This window comes from Kitasatospora sp. NPDC090308 (genome assembly GCF_044769485.1).
Taxonomy (GTDB): Bacteria; Actinomycetota; Actinomycetes; order Streptomycetales; family Streptomycetaceae; genus Kitasatospora; species Kitasatospora fiedleri.
Window position 1 is genome coordinate 131575 of record NZ_JBIVXY010000006.1, and the last position, 16809, is coordinate 148383.

Below are 16809 nucleotides of genomic sequence, written 5' to 3' on the forward strand. Positions count from 1 at the left end.
GGCCGGACAACCGCCCCCGCCGCCCCCTGTCGCGCTGTCGGTCGGCTCCGGCACCCTGGTACCCATGCGCGCACCACGGATCCAGTGCCCCGACTGCGACCGACCGGTCGCCCTGATGCCCACCCGCCGTACCGGCTACGGCGTCATCCACGACCACAAGCGCGACCGCCGCTCGCTCAGCCTCTGCACCGGCAGCATGCGCCAGCTCCCGCTCAGCGAGGCCACCCGGTGGCAGGACGCGCTCCCCGGCCTCCCCGTCCCGGACGAGCCGCCGACGCTGTTCTGACCCCGGGCGGCGGGCGGGTCGTGCTGCGGAGGGAGCGGACGGGTCGTGTTGCCGTGGGGCGTTCCCGGGAACACCGGGCCGGGCCGGTCACCTGCCGTACCGGCGGGCGTCCGGGCGGGGCGGTTCGGGAGGGGCCGCGTGGTCGGCCGGAAAAGGCGGCAGGTGGCGCGCCTGGCGGCACACCACCTGCGGCGAGCGGGGGCGCGGCAACGCCGTCCGCTCGCAGTCCCCGGAGGTGTCGGTGGAGTCCGCGTACGCCTAGGGAATGTCCAGTGTTGCGCAATGGCAACACCGTGCGGGGGAAGACTCACATGCGACGCTGGCCCCCTGCAATCGGGATCTGGACAAGTCCGCATCAACCGGCGGGCGGTGTGTATCTGATGGTTCAAAATGCTAATGTTCCTCCCCCTTCGGGCCCGGGTGTACAGCCGGGACGCGAATCGCGCCTGGTCAGGGCATTCAGTGAATGAACATGCCGCCCTTTCCGCCCGGGGTGGCACCCCGGCGGCACCCGGCGTTTGCGCACCGGCGATCCGGTCGAAACCCGATCCTCGGGCCGCCTGCCGACTGGACGGCCTTGCAACAAAAGCGAGTTGACAACCATCGGCCGTCCGGGCGACCACCGGACGGGGTGGGATGATTCATCCGCCGCCGAATCGGGAGTCGGCAAACTCCCGGTCGATCGATTGCGGCCCGGACCGCGAGGTCCCGGTGGAGTCCGCCCCTTTCGGCTAGGAGAGAACCCCTTGCACCAGCGCATTCCCGCCGTCACCGCCTGCGTGGGGACCGGCGTCCGGCCCGTCGCCGGTTTCGGAAGTCCCGGCGGTTCCGGCAGAGCCGGTTCGTTCGGCGGCCCCGGTGGTTTCCGTGGCTCCGGTGGTTTCCGTGGCTCAGGTTCCCTCGGCGGCTCCGGGATCTCCGGGGTCGAGGCGGTGATCGTCATCGTGCTGGCCGTGGCCGTCGTCGTCCTCGTCCGCTCCGGTGCCGCCGCCGAGAGCGTGCTGGCCCTGCTCGGCGGCATCGGCACCGTCTCGACGGGCGTCATCGTCTCGGTGCGGGCCGGTCGGCGCCCGCGTCTGGTCGCGTTGGAGGGCTGATCCGGTGGGACGCCCCGAGCGGCCCGTCACCGAACGTACGAAGGAGTCCGCGGCGCTGGCGCAGCACCTGCGCCAACTGCGCCGGCGCGCGGGCCTCACCTACTCCCAGCTGGGCGCGGCCACCGGGCTGACCGCCTCCCGGCTCTCCCGGGCCGCGAGCGGCGAAGCGGTGCCGCCGCTGGAGGTGGTGGAGGCGTACGTCCGCGGGTGCGGCGCCGACAAGAAGGAGCTGGCGGCGGTCCGGACCCGCTGGCGGGCCGCCCGCCAGGCCGAGGCGCCGCCGCCGGTGGACCGGCCCCGCGACATCAGACTGGTCGACACCCCGAGCGAGTTGTGGGCCGCGATGGTGCACCTGCACCGCCGGATCGGACGCCCGTCCCTGCGCCAGCTGGAGAAGCGGGCCGGCGGGCTCGGCCAGCTCCCGCGCAGCACGCTCAACCTGGTGCTCCGCCGGGAGATGCCCCCGTCCCCGGTGCTGCTGGACGCCTTCGTCCGGGCCTGCGGCGTCCCGGCGGCGGACGCCGTGCACTGGGCCGGCGCCTGGAGCCGGGCCTACACCCCGCGCAGTTCGGCCGTGATCCACCCGGAGCCGCGGGACGCCCGCTTCCCGCACCCCAGGGGGCCGGCGCCCGCGACCCGCCTGGGCACCCTCGCCGCCGCGGACGGGACGGCCCCGCTCGTCGGCTCGCCCCGGCCGGACTGACCGGGGCGCCGCCGCAGGAGCAGCGCGTCGCAGCCCGGCACAGCACAGCACGTCCGAGCGCGTCCGGGCGCGTCGCAGTACGTCCGAGCGCGTCCGGGCGCGTCGCAGTACGTCCGAGCGCGTCCGGGCGCGTCGCAGTACGTCCGAGCAGAGCAGGTACGAGCACGTCGGAGAACACGGCAGGCCCGGCACCGACCGGGCCCGGGCCGTGCGGAGGAATGAGGACATGGGCGATCTACAGCCCCTGGACGACAAGCTCAACAAGCAGTGCCGGGAGTTCGCGGAGGCGCTGCGCGAACTGTTCGCCCAGCTCTCGATCTCGCTGCGCCGCTGCGCCGTGCGCTGCTGCGTCAGCCCCGGCACGCTCTCGCGCTACCTGTCGGGCACCCGGATCGCCCCGCAGGACTTCATCGACGACCTGGTCCGCGAGATCGAGCGGGAGCACGGCACCCGGATCGAACCGGCGGCCCTCGAACGGCTGCGCCTGCTGCGCCGGGCCGCCGTCCGGACCACCGACTCGATCAGCCAGGCCGTGCACCAACTGGAGGACCAGCTGAAGGCCGCCGACGCCCGGGCCCGCTCCACCTCCGCCCGCCGCGAACGGCTGGACAGCGCGCTGGACGACCAGCGCGGCCTGCTCGCCGACCTGGACCGGCGCCTGAAACGCCTGGAGGCCGACCACCGCGCGGACGGCGGCCCGGCCGCGCTCCCCGCCGAACGGGACCTCCCGGCCGAGCGCGACGTCCTGGCCGAACACGGCCTGCTGACCGAGCACGGCCTGGTCACCGCACGCGACCTGCTGGCCGAGCGCGACCTTCTCGTCGCCCAAGTAGCCGACCTGATCAGCCAGTTGGAGGAGGCCCGGGCCCAGGTCGCGTTCGCCGAGATGCGCTGCGACCTGCTGGAGCGCCAACTCGCCGTGGTCGACACCCAGCGCGGGGCCGCCCTGCCCGGCCCCGAACTGGTCACCCTGGTCGAACCGCACACCGCCCCGCCGCTACCCGGCACCGCCGCCCCGCCCCCGAAGGTCCTGCTGGTCGACGACAAACGCCCCAACCTGCTCGCCCTGGAAGCCGTCCTCGGCACCTCCGGGCACCAGGTGGTCTCCGTCTCCTCCGGCCCCGAGGCCCTCAAGGCCCTGCTGGAGACCGACGTCTCGGACTTCGCGGTGATCATCCTCGACGTCCAGATGCCCGGCATGGACGGCTACGAGACCGCCGCCCACATCAAGCGCCGCGCCCGCACCCGCGACATCCCGATCATCTTCCTCACCGCCGTCGGCAACGACCCCGAGTACTCGATGCGCGGCTACGCGGCCGGCGCCGTCGACTTCATCGTGAAGCCCTTCGACCCCTGGGCCCTGCGCGCCAAGGTCGCCGTGTTCGTCGAGATCTTCCTGGAACGCCGCCTCTACGCGTCCCCCCGCGACTGACCCCCGCCTGCGCGTACCGGCCGGGTCGGGCCCGGTCAGGTCGCGCCCGGGAAACACGCCGGGGCGGGTACCGACTGTCCGTCGGTACCCGCCCCGGGCCGGTGTGTCATCCACCGCAGCGGAGGGTGTGGGATTTGAACCCGCGGTGGCGCGAAGCCACGACAGTTTTCAAGAACGTCCGGACAGCGTTGCGTCGCACCCTTCTGAGCAGCAGAAGAGCGTCGCTGGGGTGCGAGGAAGCCACCACGGGTTCCACGTATGTTCCAGCACCCCGAATCTGGTTCGCCAAGGCATAGTCTCCAGCCTGTGTCTGCGTCCTCTTCATCCCGAACGAGGTCCGGGCACCGGAGTGGCCTACTGCGATCGCTAAACACATAGGTCCGGTCGTCGGTCTACGTTGGCCTCACCAGCGTTCGAACTGCCCCAGTCTCAAGATCTTCCCCCAAGTCTCTCCCAAGAGAGCGGCGCGTAGGATGTGTGACGGGGGACACATCGGCGAGGAGGGGATCTGCTCATGCCAGCGGACGAGAAGCAGCAAGAAGAGTCAGAGTTCGAGGCGGAGGTCTTGCGGATATCCCGCGCTCTCTTCGCCCCCGAGAACGAGTTCCAGGGTTCCACCTACATCGGCACAGCCGAACGAGACGGTGTCTTCGTCGGACCGGACTCGGTAGTGATCGTCGAGTGCACAGTCTCCCGGCGCAAGGACAAGGCAGAGAAGGACGGCAAGAAGCTCCACGAGGCGTGCGTCGCCAAGGCCCGTGAGTACCCCTTCAAGTCCGTCAAGGGCTTCTTCGTCACGCGCGAGGAGCCCACTGCCGACCAGCGCATGGTCATCAAGTCTTTTGCCTCACCCCTGGTCGCTTGCAGCTACGCGCAGTTGCGAGGACAGCTCATCGACTCCCTGAAGTACCTTGAGTTGCGCGGCATGTACCCCTTTGGTTCGGCTCGCGAGCCGAGCAGCGGTGACCATGGGGACCTCAAGCCGTACGTCGCAGTCGACCCGGTGGAGAGCGATACCGGTGAGCCGTTCTCGGTTGCCCGAGTGGCTGACGCAGTGAAGGACGGCAGGTCTGTTCTTCTGTATGGCGACTATGGCGCTGGCAAGAGCATGTTCCTGCGAGAGCTGTACCGGCGCCTCGCTACCGCCCACCGCAAAAATCCATTCAGTCCTTTCCCACTCCTCCTCAACCTGCGAGACCATCAGGGGCAGGTCCATCCCGTCGAGGCGCTAGAGCGCCACGCTCGCTCTATTGGGTTCCCCGCCCCATCTCAGTTGGTCCGTGCTTGGCGCTCGGGCGATGTGACGCTCATCCTTGATGGCTTCGATGAGATCGCGACTCCTGGATGGATGGGAAAGATGCAGACCATGCGCGATATCCGTCGTCGATCCGTGGAACTCGTGCGCCGATTCTGTCGTGACTCCCGGGCTTCCACTTCGGTCGTCCTGGCAGGGCGGGCGCATTTCTTCGATAGCGAGAGCGAGATGCGCACCGCCCTGGGTCCGCAGGACGACTCCCTCTTCTTGATGGCGGGTGAGCCGACTGAAGAGCAGGCGAAGAAGATACTTGACGCATACGGATGGCACGAATCACTCCCAGAGTGGCTACCTTCGCGTCCCCTCCTCCTGAGCTACTTGGGCTCGTCGAGTGTCCTGCAGGAATCCATTGAGGGGACGTTCGGGCGCTCAGTCGGTGAGGGCTGGAACATGATGCTGGATCGCATATCTGAACGCGAGGCCAGCATGGAAATGGGCGTTGACGGATTCACCATCCGCAGGGTTCTGGAGAGGCTGGCCACCCACGCTCGCCGCTCTACAGACGGGCTGGGCCCCATCTCGAAGGACGAGCTGACGTCTGTGTTTCAATCCGTATGCGGATACACGCCCGACGAAGGCTCTTACCAGCTCCTGCAGCGGCTCCCCGGTCTCGGGGCCATGGACAGCGCTGACGGCTCCCGGCATTTCGTCGATGAATCCCTCGCCGATGCCGCCCGTGCGGGGGACCTTGTGGCGTGCCTCCTGGACCCCAACAGCGCGAATCCGCTGATGGAGATGACCGGCACCGTTGCATGTCTGGATGAGGTTGGCATCGACGTCGCCGCTTCCCGGCTAGAGGCGGAGAGCGCCGCTAGCTCGGGCCGGGCATACTCGTCAGCTAATGTTCTCCAGCGGCGCGGGGTCTCGGACGCCGTCATCGCGGACATCATCCGTGTCGCGGGCCCGCGCTGGCCCGGCGACACGTCCCCCACATCGATACCCCTCCACGGCATTGAGCTTCGCAGCCTTTCGCTCACTGCGGATGCCGGGGGCTATGACTGGCTCAGTTTCCACGACTGCGTAATTCAGGAATTGGATCTGACCGACCACGACGGATACCCGCTTCCGCACTTCCATAGCTGCCTCATTGGGAAGATGTCGGGCGTCGCCGGCTGGTCGGCTCTCCAAGCCAGCAACTTCGCCGATTGCGAGGTGGTTCAATTCGATGTGCAACTGGCGACAGCCAAGGGCATCCTTGCCCTGAGGACGACGCCGATGAACAAGGTCCTGCTTACGATATTGAAGAAGGTCTATGCCCAGAGAGGCACAGGGCGTAAGGATTCCGCGCTATTCCGCGGCCTGGATGCCAAGCATCGCGAACTCGTTCCGACGGCTCTGCAGAGGCTCACATCGGCTGGCCTCGTCACCACCGCCAAGTCGGGAGGGAATCGGATATATCTCCCAGTTCGCGGTATGGCCAGCCGGGTTCGGCGTATCCTCCAAGCCCCCCAAGCCAGTTCGGACAGCGTTCTTGAATAGTTGATGCCAAGCTGGCATCGTCCTATCATTTAATAGCGGATGGTTTTCAACCGCGCCAGCGAATGGAATGTGCAGTTGACGGGGCCTGCTGGGATCGCCCGGCGGGCCCTGCCGATTGAGGGTCGCCATCAGGTCTCTCGGCAATGCCGTCGCGACGTGGCGGCGATGTCATGCGACGAGTCGACGAACACGCAGGTGACCAAGTCACTTCTGGGACCTGACCTGGGCTCCGGCCAGCGTCTGACTACAGCCCTGCGGCTGCCGTTCCACGCATGTTGCCCTGCGGAGGATCACGCCAAGGCGTCCGCAACGGTCTGCATGGACTCAACGATCGCCACGGCCCCGGCAACAGAGAGCTTCGCGCCCTTCCCTGGCTTGTTGGCGTAGCCGATCGTCGGCACGCCAGCAGCGTTGCCGGCCTCGACGTCCCGGGCCGCGTCGCCGATGAACATGGTGCCCTCCGGCCCCATTCCCGCCGCTGCCATGGCCGCGGCCAAGAGGCGCGGGTTCGGCTTCATGGATGAAGGATCACCCGGAACCCGACCGAAGACGCCCGCTACGAGACTGGTCAGGCCCTGCTCGGCCAAGTACGTCTCAATGGCCGCGCCGGCGTTGTTGCTGACGATCAAGACCAACGTGCTGTGCGAGCACTGGGAACCGTACTCGCGGACCTGGCCGGCCTCGGGTTCGATGCGGAATGGGTTAGTGTCCGAGCGTCCGATGTCGGCGCCGCCCACCAGCGCGAACGCGTCTTCCTCCTCGTCTGGCCTTCCCACCCCCAGGGCCCGCGACTGCCGTGGCCGCGGCTTCGAGGACGGACTGCCGAACGTCGTGGCACTGCTGCCCACCCCGACCGTCTCGGAAGCGACCGGGAGGTGATCCTCTCCCGCCCGTGGCTGGACACCTGGCGCGAGGCCGCGCCGTCGGCTACCACCCGGGCGGCGCGGGCCTGACCGTCCTCGACCTCGACAATGCGGACGCCGTCGCCTGGGCCCGCGCGCACATGCCGGCCACCCGCACGGTGGCGACCACCCGCGGGGAGCACTGGATCTACCTCGGCGCCATTCCGTCCTCCAACGCCGTCCGGCCCGGCGCGGACGTCAAGTCGCTGATGCAGTACACCCGTTGGCTCGGACCGGGTGCCAGCACCATGACCCGACTCACCGCCGCCGTCCGCGCGTTGGTGGTCAGGGGTGAAGAGGCCAACCCGCCGCCGATCGGAGGGCGGTTGGTCTCTTCCACCCTCGCACCGTGGTCGCGGAACGTCGCCACCGGCTGCCGCCACACCGAGCGCTACGTCACCGACGGCCTGAACCGCGGCCTCGCCAAGATCCGGGCGCTGTCCGAGTCCGGCGCCGGATCCCAGACCTTCGGTGCCGCGAAGTTCCTCGCTGCCCAGCACTCCCAGTGCCCCGGGCCCTGCGGCCTGGAGACCATCGCCGCCCACCTTATCGCCGCCGCCGTCTCGGTCGGCGTCCCCGACGACTACGCCGCCCGCGCCGTCACCAGGGGCTTCGAATCCGCCAACTCCTTCACCAACAGCGCTCGTTAGGCCCGACGGCCCGCCCGCGAACAACCAGGAGACCACCCCCGATGACCGAACACACCCCGTCCCACACCGCCCCCGACGGGCCCGAGGACGGCGCCGCCCTCTTGGACGACGTGGAGAAGCACCACCGCCGCTTCAACGTCTTCCCGAGCGAGGCCGCGTTCGTCGCCGTGGTGCTGTAGGTCGCCCACACCCACCTCCTCGACGCGTTCGAGTCGACCCCGCGCATCGCGTTCCTCTCCCCCGAGCCCGGCTTCGGCAAGACCCGCGCGCTGGAGATCATCGAGACGCTCACCCCGCGTCCGATGCTCACCACCGACGTCAGCCCGGCGGCGCTGTTCCGCTCCGTCTCCGACCCCGACGCCCGACCGACCGTGCTGTTCGACGAGGTCGACACCACCTTCGGGCCCAAGGCCGCGGGCAACGAGGACCTGCGCGAGCTCATCAACTCCGGCCACCGCCGCTCCGGCGTCGTCCTGCGCTGCGTCGGCGACGGCAACATCCAGACCGTCCAGCGCTTCCCCGTCTACGCCGCCCTCGCCATGGGCGGACTCGGCGACCTCCCGGACACGATCATGAGCCGCTCCGTCATCATCCGGATGCGTCGCCGCGCCCCGAACGAGAAGGTCGAGCCCTTCCGCGAGCGCGTCCACGCCGCCCAGGGCCACGCCCTGCGCAAGCGCCTCGCGGCCTGGGCCGACAGCGTTCGCGACAGCATGCAGGACGTCTGGCACGAACTGCCCGAGGGCATCAGCGACCGCCCAGCGGACATCTGGGAGCCCCTGCTCGCCGTCGCCGACGCCGCCGGCGGCCACTGGCCCGCCCGGGCCCACGCCGCCTGCGTGCAGCTCGTCACCGCCGCCCGTGCCAACGACAAGGGCTCCGTCGGCATCCGCCTGCTCACCGACCTGCGCGACATCTTCGGGCCCGCCGAACGGATGCTCACCTCCGAGCTGCTGAACAGGCTCGCCGAGCTGGACGACGCCCCGTGGGCCGACCTCGACGGCAAGCCCATCGTCGCCCGCGCGCTGGCCCGGATGCTCGGCGACTACGTCACCGCCGACGGCGACCCGATCAAGCCCCCCAACATCAAGACCGGTTCGAAGTCCGTCGCCAAGGGCTACTACGCCGCCGACCTCGCCGACGCCTGGACGCGTTACTGCCAGCCCACGGCCGAGTTGTCCGCTACTGCCGCTACCGCCGCTACCGCGCAGGTCAGAGCCCTGTTCCCGGTAGCGGAACAGGTAGCGGTAGCGGATGCCGTCTCGGATTCCGCCGCCGAGCAGAGCGCCGTCCGGTAGCGATCACTCGCTGCTCCCAGCGCCCGTCCGGGAGCGGCACCGATCCGCTACCGCTACGCGAAGCGCTACCCGCTCGAAGCCTCTGACCAGGGAGGTAGCGGATGTAGCGGCGGTAGCGGACCTCAGAACGCGAAGGCGAAAGCCCAGGATTCCCAACTGAGGAGCCGCACATGCCCGTCAACCGGGACGAGAAACTCAAGCTCGCCGCCGTCCTCGAAGAGCTCGACATGTCGCGCTCAGCCTTCTACCGCATGGTGGCCCGCGGCAAGGGCCCGCGAACCCTGAAGCTGCCGAACGGCCAGCTCCGGGTGCGCCGCTCCGACCTCGACGCCTGGTGGCGTGCCCAGGAGCAGAGCACCGCCGTCTGACCATCCCTCGACTCGCGGGGCCCCGGAGTGCCGGGGCCCCGCTCAGGAGTACCTGTTGCTGACCTACGACGTCCGCCTCTACACGATCCGCAAGCGTGAGGGGCGTCGGCGCCCGTTCGAACTCCGTTGGAAGGTCGGGTCCGAGGGGCACTCGAAGAGCTACGTCACGAAGACGCTGGCCATCGGCCGGTTGTCCGAGCTGAAGACGGCGATGAAGAACGGCGAGCAGTTCGACGAGGAGACCGGCCTCCCGGTCTCCGAGCTGGAGGCTCTGCGAGCGAAGGACGCGCCGCCGGAGGAGACCTGGTTCGGTCACGCGGTGAAGCACGTCTCGATGAAGTGGCCGGACGACTCCGCCAAGGAGCGCTCAGCCCGGGCCGACGGCCTGGCGACGCTCACGCCCGCGCTGGTCACGGACCCCCGCGGCGGCCCGCCAGCCCGGGTGCTGCGGCGGGCGCTGAGCTGCTGGGCGTTCAACCTCTCGCCGCAGAAGGGCGAACCGCCGCCCGACATCGCCGCGGCGCTGGAGTGGATCGCCGAGCGGTCGCTGCCTATCTCCCGGTTGGACGAGTCGGACGTGATCCGGGAGGCGCTCACCGCCATCACGTTGAAGCTGGACGGCACCCGGGCGGCGGACAACACGATCCGCCGGAAGTACTCCACCTTCAGCGGCGCCCTGCGCTACGCGGTGGAGCGGCGGTTCTTCCCCGCAAACCCGCTGACCTTCATCGACTGGTCGCCGCCGGAGACCGACTCCGAGATCGACTGGCGCTACGTCCCGGGCCCCCGCCAGGCGCGGGAGCTGGTCGACGCCACGGCGACGCTCGGCGTCCGCGGCCGGCACATGGCGACGCTGTACGGTGCGACCAACTGGATCGCCACCCGCCCGTCCGAGGCGGTGAACCTGCGGAAGGAGGACTGCCACCTGCCGGCCGAGGGCTGGGGGTCGGCCGTGCTGGCGAAGACCTCGCCACGGGTCGGGTCGCGGTGGACGGACGACGGCAAGACCTACGAAGAGCGCGGGTTGAAGCACCGTGCCCGGAACTCCACCCGGACGGTGCCGATCCCGCCGATCTACGTGCAGCGGCTGCGCGGGCACATCGAGGAGTTCGGGCTCGGGCTGGACGGGCGGCTGTTCCAGTCGGCGACCGGCGGGCTGGTGTCCACTAAGGAGTACTCGGACGTGTGGAAGGAGGCCCGGGAGCTGGTCCTGACGCCGCAGCAGGTGGACACCCCGTTGGCCGAGACCGCAGGCAAGCTACGGGCGACCTGCGTGTCCGGCTGGATCGTCTCGGGCGTCGACCCGGCCGAGGTGGCGTACCGGGCCGGCCACAGCGTGGCGGTGCTGTTCCACTTCTACGCCAAGGTGCTCAACGGCCGGCGGGAGCAGGCCAACGAGCTGATCGAGAAGTTCCTGAGCACGGAGTACGGGCTCGAATCCGGCCCACGGCTGGCCCACGAACACTGACCGGAGGCGGCACAGCGGTGGGACAGCCCGGCACAGAACGACTCAGGGCGGGTACCGGAGAAGTTCCGGTACCCGCCCTGAGCTGGGGTTTCACCCACCTGCGCGGAGGGTGTGGGATTTGAACCCACGGTGGCGCGAAGCCACGACAGTTTTCAAGACTGGTCCCTTAGGCCGCTCGGGCAACCCTCCTCGGCGGAGGCCAGCCTAACGGGTCGGGGCCGGTGGGGTGCACACCGTTTTGGGGTGCACACCGTTTCGGGGGCGGGGGTCAGTTGTCGCCCTTGCGTTCGCCGAGGGTGACGGTGGTCTTGGCGGCCTTGCCGTCGCGCTTGTACTCGACGTCGACCTTCTCGCCGGGCTTGTGCGTCCAGATTTCGCTGACCAGGGTCGGGCCGCTGTCGATGGCGATGCCGCCGAGCTTGGTGATGACGTCGCCCGCCTTGAGGCCGGCCTGGTCGGCGGGGCCGCCGGGGGTGACGGCGGGGGTGCCCTGGACGGCGGCGGTGGCGATCTGGGCGCCGTCGCCGGTGTAGGAGTCGTTGCGCAGGACGCCGAGGATCGCGTAGACGGGGGTGCCGTCCTTGATCAGGGTCTGGGCGACCCACTTGGCCTGGTTGATCGGGATGGCGAAGCCGAGGCCGATGGAGCCGGCCCGGCCGTTGCCGCTGGTGTTGGACTGGATCGCCGAGTTGATGCCGATCACCGAGCCGGAGGCGTCGAGCAGCGGGCCGCCGGAGTTGCCCGGGTTGATCGAGGCGTCGGTCTGCAGGGCATTCATGTAGGACGCCTGGGCGCCGGTCTCGTCGCCGGAGGCCACCGGGCGGTCCTTGGCCGAGATGATGCCGGTGGTGACGGTGCCCTCCAGGCCGTAGGGGGCGCCGATGGCGATGGTGGCGTCGCCGATGGCGACCTTGTCGGAGTCGCCGAGCGGCAGCGGGGTGAGCTTGTCGGTCGGCGGGTTGTCGAGCCGGACCACCGCGACGTCGTAGCCCTCGGCGCGGCCGACCACCGAGGCGCTGTACGAGGAGCCGTCGGAGAACTTGACGGTGAGCTTGCCGCCGTTGGCGGCGGGGGCGACCACGTGGTTGTTGGTCAGGATGTGGCCCTCGGTGTCGAAGACGAAACCGGTGCCGGTGCCGGACTCGCTGGAGCCCTCGGCCTTGATGGTGACGGTGGACGGCAGCGCCTTCGCGGCGATCCCGGCGACCGAGTCGGGGGCCCGGTCGAGGTTCTGGTGGGTGTTGCCGACCGCCACGGTGGTGCTGTTGCGGCTGGCGCTGGAGCCGCCGCCGTTCTTGCCGTTGTCGGCGACGGACGCGCCGATCGCACCGCCCGCCAGGCCCGCCACCAGGGCGACGGCCGCGACCAGGGCGATCAGCGAGCCGCGCTTGCGCTTGCCGGGGCCGCCGGCGCCGGGCTGCGGCGCCCCCCACGGCGCGCCGGGCCCGCCCGCGCCGCCCGCGGTGTCGCCGCCGGACGGGTGCCCCCAGCCGCCGACCGGGTGGCCGGCGCCGAACGGGTGCTGCGAGTGCTGCGGCGCACCGGGGTCGCCGGGCGCACCCGGGCCACCCGGAGCGCCCGGGGCACCCGGCGCCTCCTGGAGCAGCGGCACGGGGGCGACGGCCGGGTTGACCGCGGTCTGCGCCTCGTCCGGCCGGCCGTACGGGCTGACCGGCTCGGCGACCGTCCCGTACGGGTTCTGGAACGGCGGCGGCGCGTCCACCGGGACGGCGGGCGCGGCCGGGACGGCCGGGGCGGCGGCCTGCGGCGCGTCGGGCACCTTGCCGAGCTGGATGGTCTGCTCGACCGGGGCGGGAGCCGGGGCCTGGCCCGGGGCCTGGGGCAGCACCGGCGGCGGGGCGTCCAGGTAGGCGGGGGCGGGTGCGGGGGCGGGCGTACCGGAGCCGGCGGCCACCGCCTCGGTGCCGGCGGGCTCGGCGGCCTTCTCCGGCGGGGTGGTACCACTCGCGTGCTCGGTGCTCACGGACGACCTCCATCGCTGAACAGAACCTTCGGTCGCGAACCGCGGCGCTGGGGGCACGGCTCGCAACCTCGGTGCACAGTTTTTCCTATACCGGATTCGGACACCGTAAGCGGGCCCCTGAAGAAATGATGAGAAGCCTTAGGCGGCTCTGACATGCACATCAATGGTCCCGCGGTGCGGACGCCCGTCCCCCCGGTCTTGGCGTTCCCCCGCCCGGAGGCTAGCCTGTCGCTCCTGTAAACCGAAGAACGTCGCGGGAGCTTGGACCAGCCAGGCTGAGAGTGCGCCGGTTCGACCGTAGGGCATGGCGGTGACGCCACCACGGGCGAGGGGGCGCTGACCGCCGGAACCTGTCCGGGTAATGCCGGCGTAGGGAGTATCGGCCATGACGGCTGTTCCGTCTGCCCAGATGTCCGACCGTGCCGCCGAGGCGCGGTCCGAGGCCCCGCTCACCCTCGACACCGCCCCGCCGCGCACCCTGGACTTCCGGGCGCTGTTCGCGCTGTGGGCCAACCTCGGGGTCAGCCTGATCGGCTTCACCAGCGCCGCGACCGTGCTCGGCGAGCCGGGCCACGAGCTGGGGTTCACCGCCGCGGTGACGGCGATCCTCGCGGGCACCGCGATCGGCACCGCGATGCTGGCGGTGGCCGCCCTGGTGGGCGCCCGAACGGGTGCCCCGGCGATGGCGGTGCTGCGCGGACTGTTCGGCACCCGGCTGTCGTACGTGCCGACGGTGCTGAACATCGTGCAGTGCGTCGGCTGGGGCGTGTACGAGCTGACGGTGATCGCCTGGGGCGCGCAGACCGTCTCCGGCACCGAGGGCTGGCGCTGGCTGTTCGTGCTGCTGGCGGGCGTGCTGACCACGGTGCTGACGATCTGGCCGCTGGGCGCGATCGCGGTGCTGCGCAAGTACGTGGCGGTCGCGGTGGGCGTGGCGATGGTCTACTTCACGGTGCAGTTCGCCCGGACGGGCTTCCCGGACCCGGGCGCGGGCAACTGGGACGGCTTCCTGGGCGCGACGGACGCGGTGATCGCGGTGTCGATCTCCTTCGTGCCGCTGGCCGCGGACTACACCCGGCACGCGCGCAGCTCGGCGAAGGCGTTCTGGGGGACGTTCTCCGGCTACACGGTGGCCCAGGTCTGGTGCTACGTGCTGGGCGTGGTGGCGCTGCTGCAGTCCGGCGGCGACGCGAACCGGATCTTCGAGTCGTTCACCGGCGTGGCGGCGGGCTGGGCGTTCCTGCTGGTGCTGGTGCTGCGGGAGACCGACCAGTCGTTCGCGAACGTGTACTCGACGGCGATGTCGATCCACAACCTGTGGCCGCGGGTGGACCGCCGGGTGCTGACCGGCGGGATCGGCGTGCTGGTGACGGTGCTGGCGCTGCGGATCAAGGAGTTCACCGACTCGTACTACGGGTTCCTGGGCCTGATCGGCTCGGTGTTCGTGCCGCTGTTCGCGGTGCTGGCGGTGGACTACTTCCTGGGCGCGGGCCGGCGCGGCTGGAACACGGCGCAGGACGCCCCGGCGCGCTGGGTGATGCTGCTGCCGTGGGTGGTGGGCTTCGCGGTGTACCAGTTCCTGGCCCCGTCGAAGATCGGCGGCTGGTGGACCGGCCGGTGGGAGGACCTCCAGCAGCTGGTGCACTTCACCCCGGCGGCGTGGTCCTCGGCCTCGCTGTTCTCCTTCCTGGTGGCGGCACTGGCCACCCTCGCGGTGACCGCGCTGGAGCGCCCGCGGGCGGCGGCGGAGCCGCGGGGCTGACGCCCGGGCCGGACCTGCCGGGGCCGGACCTGCCGGGGTCGGACCGGATCTGCCGGGGCCGGGGCGGCGTGGTGCGTCCGGGAGCGGTCAGGGGACCAGCACCACCTTGCCGGTGACGGTGCCGGACTCGGCCAGGCGCAGGGCCTCGGCGGCGGCGGTGAGCGGGAGGCGGGCGGCGAGCGGCGCGGTGAGGTCGCCGCGCCGCAGGGCGTCCAGGACGGCGGTGAGGTCGGCGCGCAGCCGGGCCCGGAAGCGGGCGGGGCGCAGGGAGCGGCCGGCCCAGATGTTGTAGAAGTGCGCGCGGCGGCCGTTCGGCAAAGCGTTCCACCACCAGGTGCGGGCGAGGACCTTGAGCACCGGCCACTGCTTGGAACCGGTGTCGTCGCGGGTGGCGGCGCTGCCGTAGGCCACCAGGGTGCCGCCGGGGGCGAGCAGCCGCCAGGAGTCGAGGACGCTGCGGCCGCCGACGTGGTCGAAGACGGCGTCGACCCCGCCGGGGGCGAGGCGGCGGACCTGGGCCGGGACGTCGCCGGTGCGGTAGTCGACGGGGGTGACGCCCAGGGCGCGCAGCGCGTCGTGGTGCCGGGCGGAGGCGGTGCCGATCACCCGGGCCCCGGCGGCCAGCGCGAGTTGGGCCAGCAGCTGGCCGACGCCGCCGCCCGCGCCGTGCACCAGGACGGTCTGCCCGGAACGGACCCGGGCGTGGCGGTGCAGCAGCTGCCAGGCGGTGATGCCGTTGACGACCGCGGTCTCGGCCGCGGCGGGCTCCAGGCCGGCCGGGACGTCGACGGTGTCGGCCGGGTCGAGCAGGACGTGGCTGGCCCAGCCGCCGGTCTTGACCAGGGCCGCGACCCGGCGGCCGACCAGCCCCGGGTCGGTGCCGGGACCGGTGGCCGACACCGTGCCGACCAGGTCGTAGCCCGGGACGAACGGGAACGGCGGCTGGTCGTAGTAGCGGCCGCGACGCATCTGCTGCTCGGCGAAGGACACGCCGGTGGCTTCGACCGCGACCAGCACCTGCCCGGGGCCGGGCTCCGGCAGCGCGGAGCGGCGGACCTCCAGGCCCTCCGGCTCGACGACGCCGGGCAGGACGATCTCGACGAGCTGCTCGCTTCGCATGGTGCTCTCACTTTCGATAGTGGTAGTTACTTGAGTTATAACCTCTAACAAGAAACGTTGTAGCACCACGCTTCCGCGAGAGTCAACAGCAAACGCGATAGGGTCTAACCAAACGGACAGGGTGAAACCCGGCCGCAGAACACGGGCACGGTGCACGGAGCACGGAGCCCGGAGCGCCGAACGAGGGTCGCGGAACGTACGCCCCGGCCACCGCCCACCACCCACCACCCACCGAACGAGAGGAACCCCATGGAGACCGGCACCCCCCGGGAGCGCTACCGCGCCCAGGTCCGCGAGGAGGTCAAGCGGCACGCCCGCGAGCAGATCGCCGAGGCCGGTGCCTCCGCGCTCTCGCTGAACGCGATCGCCAAGCGGATGGGCATGAGCGGACCGGCGCTCTACCGCTACTTCGCCAACCGCGACGAGCTGATCACCGAGCTGATCATCGACGCCTACCGCAGCCTCGAACAGTCCCTGCGCGGGCCGGCCGAGGCGGGCGCCGACCTGCCTGAGCTGGCGGGCGCCCTGCGGCGGTGGGCGCTGGCCGACCCGCAGCGCTACTTCCTGCTGTACGGCACCCCCGTCCCCGGCTACCACGCGCCGTCGGAGACCACCGCCATCGCCTCCTCGATCATGACCGCGCTGCTGGACGCCGCCGTCCGGCACCAGACCCCGGCGGTCGACCCGAGCCAGGCCGACGCCCGCCTCTACACGCACCTGGCGCACCACCACGCCTGGGCCGGCGACCACCCGGCCCCGTCCCACGCGCTGCGCCGGGCGCTGGCGTTCTGGACCAGGCTGCACGGCGTGCTCTCGCTGGAGCTGGCCGGGCACTTCACCGGCATGGAGCTCGACGCCGAGCTGCTCTACACCGCCGAGGCGGAGTCCCTCGCCGGACCGCGCTGACCCACCCGGCCCCGCACGCCCCCGCCCCTGCACCGCCCCG

General features: G+C 70.9%; 13 protein-coding genes, 1 tRNA gene, 1 pseudogene and 1 riboswitch. Of the genes and pseudogenes, 11 read left to right on the plus strand and 4 right to left on the minus strand.

Annotation, left to right across the window (positions count from 1 at the left end):
- Window positions 1-64: 64 nt before the first annotated feature.
- The 5 genes from ACIQVD_RS16530 to ACIQVD_RS16550 all read left to right on the plus strand — a co-directional run bounded on the left by ACIQVD_RS16530 (window position 65) and on the right by ACIQVD_RS16550 (window position 6312).
- Window positions 65-286, plus strand: a complete 222-nt coding sequence (locus tag ACIQVD_RS16530; protein WP_159073139.1) for a hypothetical protein — start codon at window positions 65-67, stop codon at window positions 284-286.
- A 932-nt stretch (window positions 287-1218) separates the two neighbouring features.
- Window positions 1219-1383: a hypothetical protein gene (locus ACIQVD_RS16535; protein WP_402289734.1), complete on the plus strand. Its 165-nt coding sequence runs from the start codon at window positions 1219-1221 to the stop codon at window positions 1381-1383.
- Window positions 1384-1387: 4 nt separating this feature from the next.
- Complete coding sequence (locus ACIQVD_RS16540; protein ID WP_402289737.1) at window positions 1388-2086, plus strand: helix-turn-helix domain-containing protein; 699 nt, start codon at window positions 1388-1390, stop codon at window positions 2084-2086.
- A gap of 226 nt (window positions 2087-2312) precedes the next feature.
- Complete coding sequence (locus ACIQVD_RS16545) at window positions 2313-3518, plus strand: response regulator (protein WP_400683405.1); 1206 nt, start codon at window positions 2313-2315, stop codon at window positions 3516-3518.
- A gap of 514 nt (window positions 3519-4032) precedes the next feature.
- Complete coding sequence (locus tag ACIQVD_RS16550) at window positions 4033-6312, plus strand: NACHT domain-containing protein (protein ID WP_402289740.1); 2280 nt, start codon at window positions 4033-4035, stop codon at window positions 6310-6312.
- A gap of 290 nt (window positions 6313-6602) precedes the next feature.
- Here the strand turns inward: ACIQVD_RS16550 and ACIQVD_RS16555 are convergent, their stop codons facing one another.
- Window positions 6603-7160: an HAD family hydrolase gene (locus tag ACIQVD_RS16555; protein ID WP_402289742.1), complete on the minus strand. Its 558-nt coding sequence runs from the start codon at window positions 7158-7160 to the stop codon at window positions 6603-6605.
- A 44-nt stretch (window positions 7161-7204) separates the two neighbouring features.
- On the opposite strand from ACIQVD_RS16555, the gene ACIQVD_RS16560 reads away from it, so the two are divergent.
- The 4 genes and pseudogenes from ACIQVD_RS16560 to xerC all read left to right on the plus strand — a co-directional run bounded on the left by ACIQVD_RS16560 (window position 7205) and on the right by xerC (window position 10998).
- Window positions 7205-7864, plus strand: coding sequence for a DNA primase (locus tag ACIQVD_RS16560; protein WP_402289745.1), 660 nt, complete (start codon window positions 7205-7207; stop codon window positions 7862-7864).
- A 41-nt stretch (window positions 7865-7905) separates the two neighbouring features.
- A pseudogene (locus ACIQVD_RS16565) lies at window positions 7906-9162 on the plus strand (DUF3631 domain-containing protein).
- 170 nt (window positions 9163-9332) lie between these two features.
- Window positions 9333-9530: a helix-turn-helix transcriptional regulator gene (locus ACIQVD_RS16570; RefSeq protein ID WP_402289747.1), complete on the plus strand. Its 198-nt coding sequence runs from the start codon at window positions 9333-9335 to the stop codon at window positions 9528-9530.
- A gap of 55 nt (window positions 9531-9585) precedes the next feature.
- Window positions 9586-10998 carry a tyrosine recombinase XerC gene (gene xerC, locus ACIQVD_RS16575; protein WP_402289750.1) on the plus strand — a complete coding sequence of 471 codons (1413 nt, stop codon included), beginning with the start codon at window positions 9586-9588 and terminating at the stop codon, window positions 10996-10998.
- 103 nt (window positions 10999-11101) lie between these two features.
- On the opposite strand, the gene ACIQVD_RS16580 is transcribed toward xerC, so the two are convergent.
- Window positions 11102-11187, minus strand: a tRNA-Ser gene (locus ACIQVD_RS16580).
- 79 nt (window positions 11188-11266) lie between these two features.
- The gene (locus tag ACIQVD_RS16585; RefSeq protein WP_402289752.1) at window positions 11267-12982 is read right to left on the minus strand and encodes a S1C family serine protease; all 1716 of its coding nucleotides are present in this window, start codon (window positions 12980-12982) and stop codon (window positions 11267-11269) included.
- Between the two features lie 243 nt (window positions 12983-13225).
- Window positions 13226-13377: riboswitch (TPP riboswitch) on the plus strand.
- A gap of 14 nt (window positions 13378-13391) precedes the next feature.
- On the opposite strand from ACIQVD_RS16585, the gene ACIQVD_RS16590 reads away from it, so the two are divergent.
- Window positions 13392-14744, plus strand: coding sequence for a purine-cytosine permease family protein (locus ACIQVD_RS16590; RefSeq protein WP_400683401.1), 1353 nt, complete (start codon window positions 13392-13394; stop codon window positions 14742-14744).
- Window positions 14745-14831: 87 nt separating this feature from the next.
- Here ACIQVD_RS16590 and ACIQVD_RS16595 read toward each other — a convergent pair whose 3' ends face one another.
- Entirely contained in the window at window positions 14832-15863 is a 1032-nt protein-coding gene (locus ACIQVD_RS16595; protein ID WP_402289755.1) for a medium chain dehydrogenase/reductase family protein, read from the minus strand.
- A gap of 249 nt (window positions 15864-16112) precedes the next feature.
- On the opposite strand from ACIQVD_RS16595, the gene ACIQVD_RS16600 reads away from it, so the two are divergent.
- Window positions 16113-16769: a TetR/AcrR family transcriptional regulator gene (locus ACIQVD_RS16600; RefSeq protein WP_402289757.1), complete on the plus strand. Its 657-nt coding sequence runs from the start codon at window positions 16113-16115 to the stop codon at window positions 16767-16769.
- The last annotated feature ends 40 nt before the right edge of the window (window positions 16770-16809 follow it).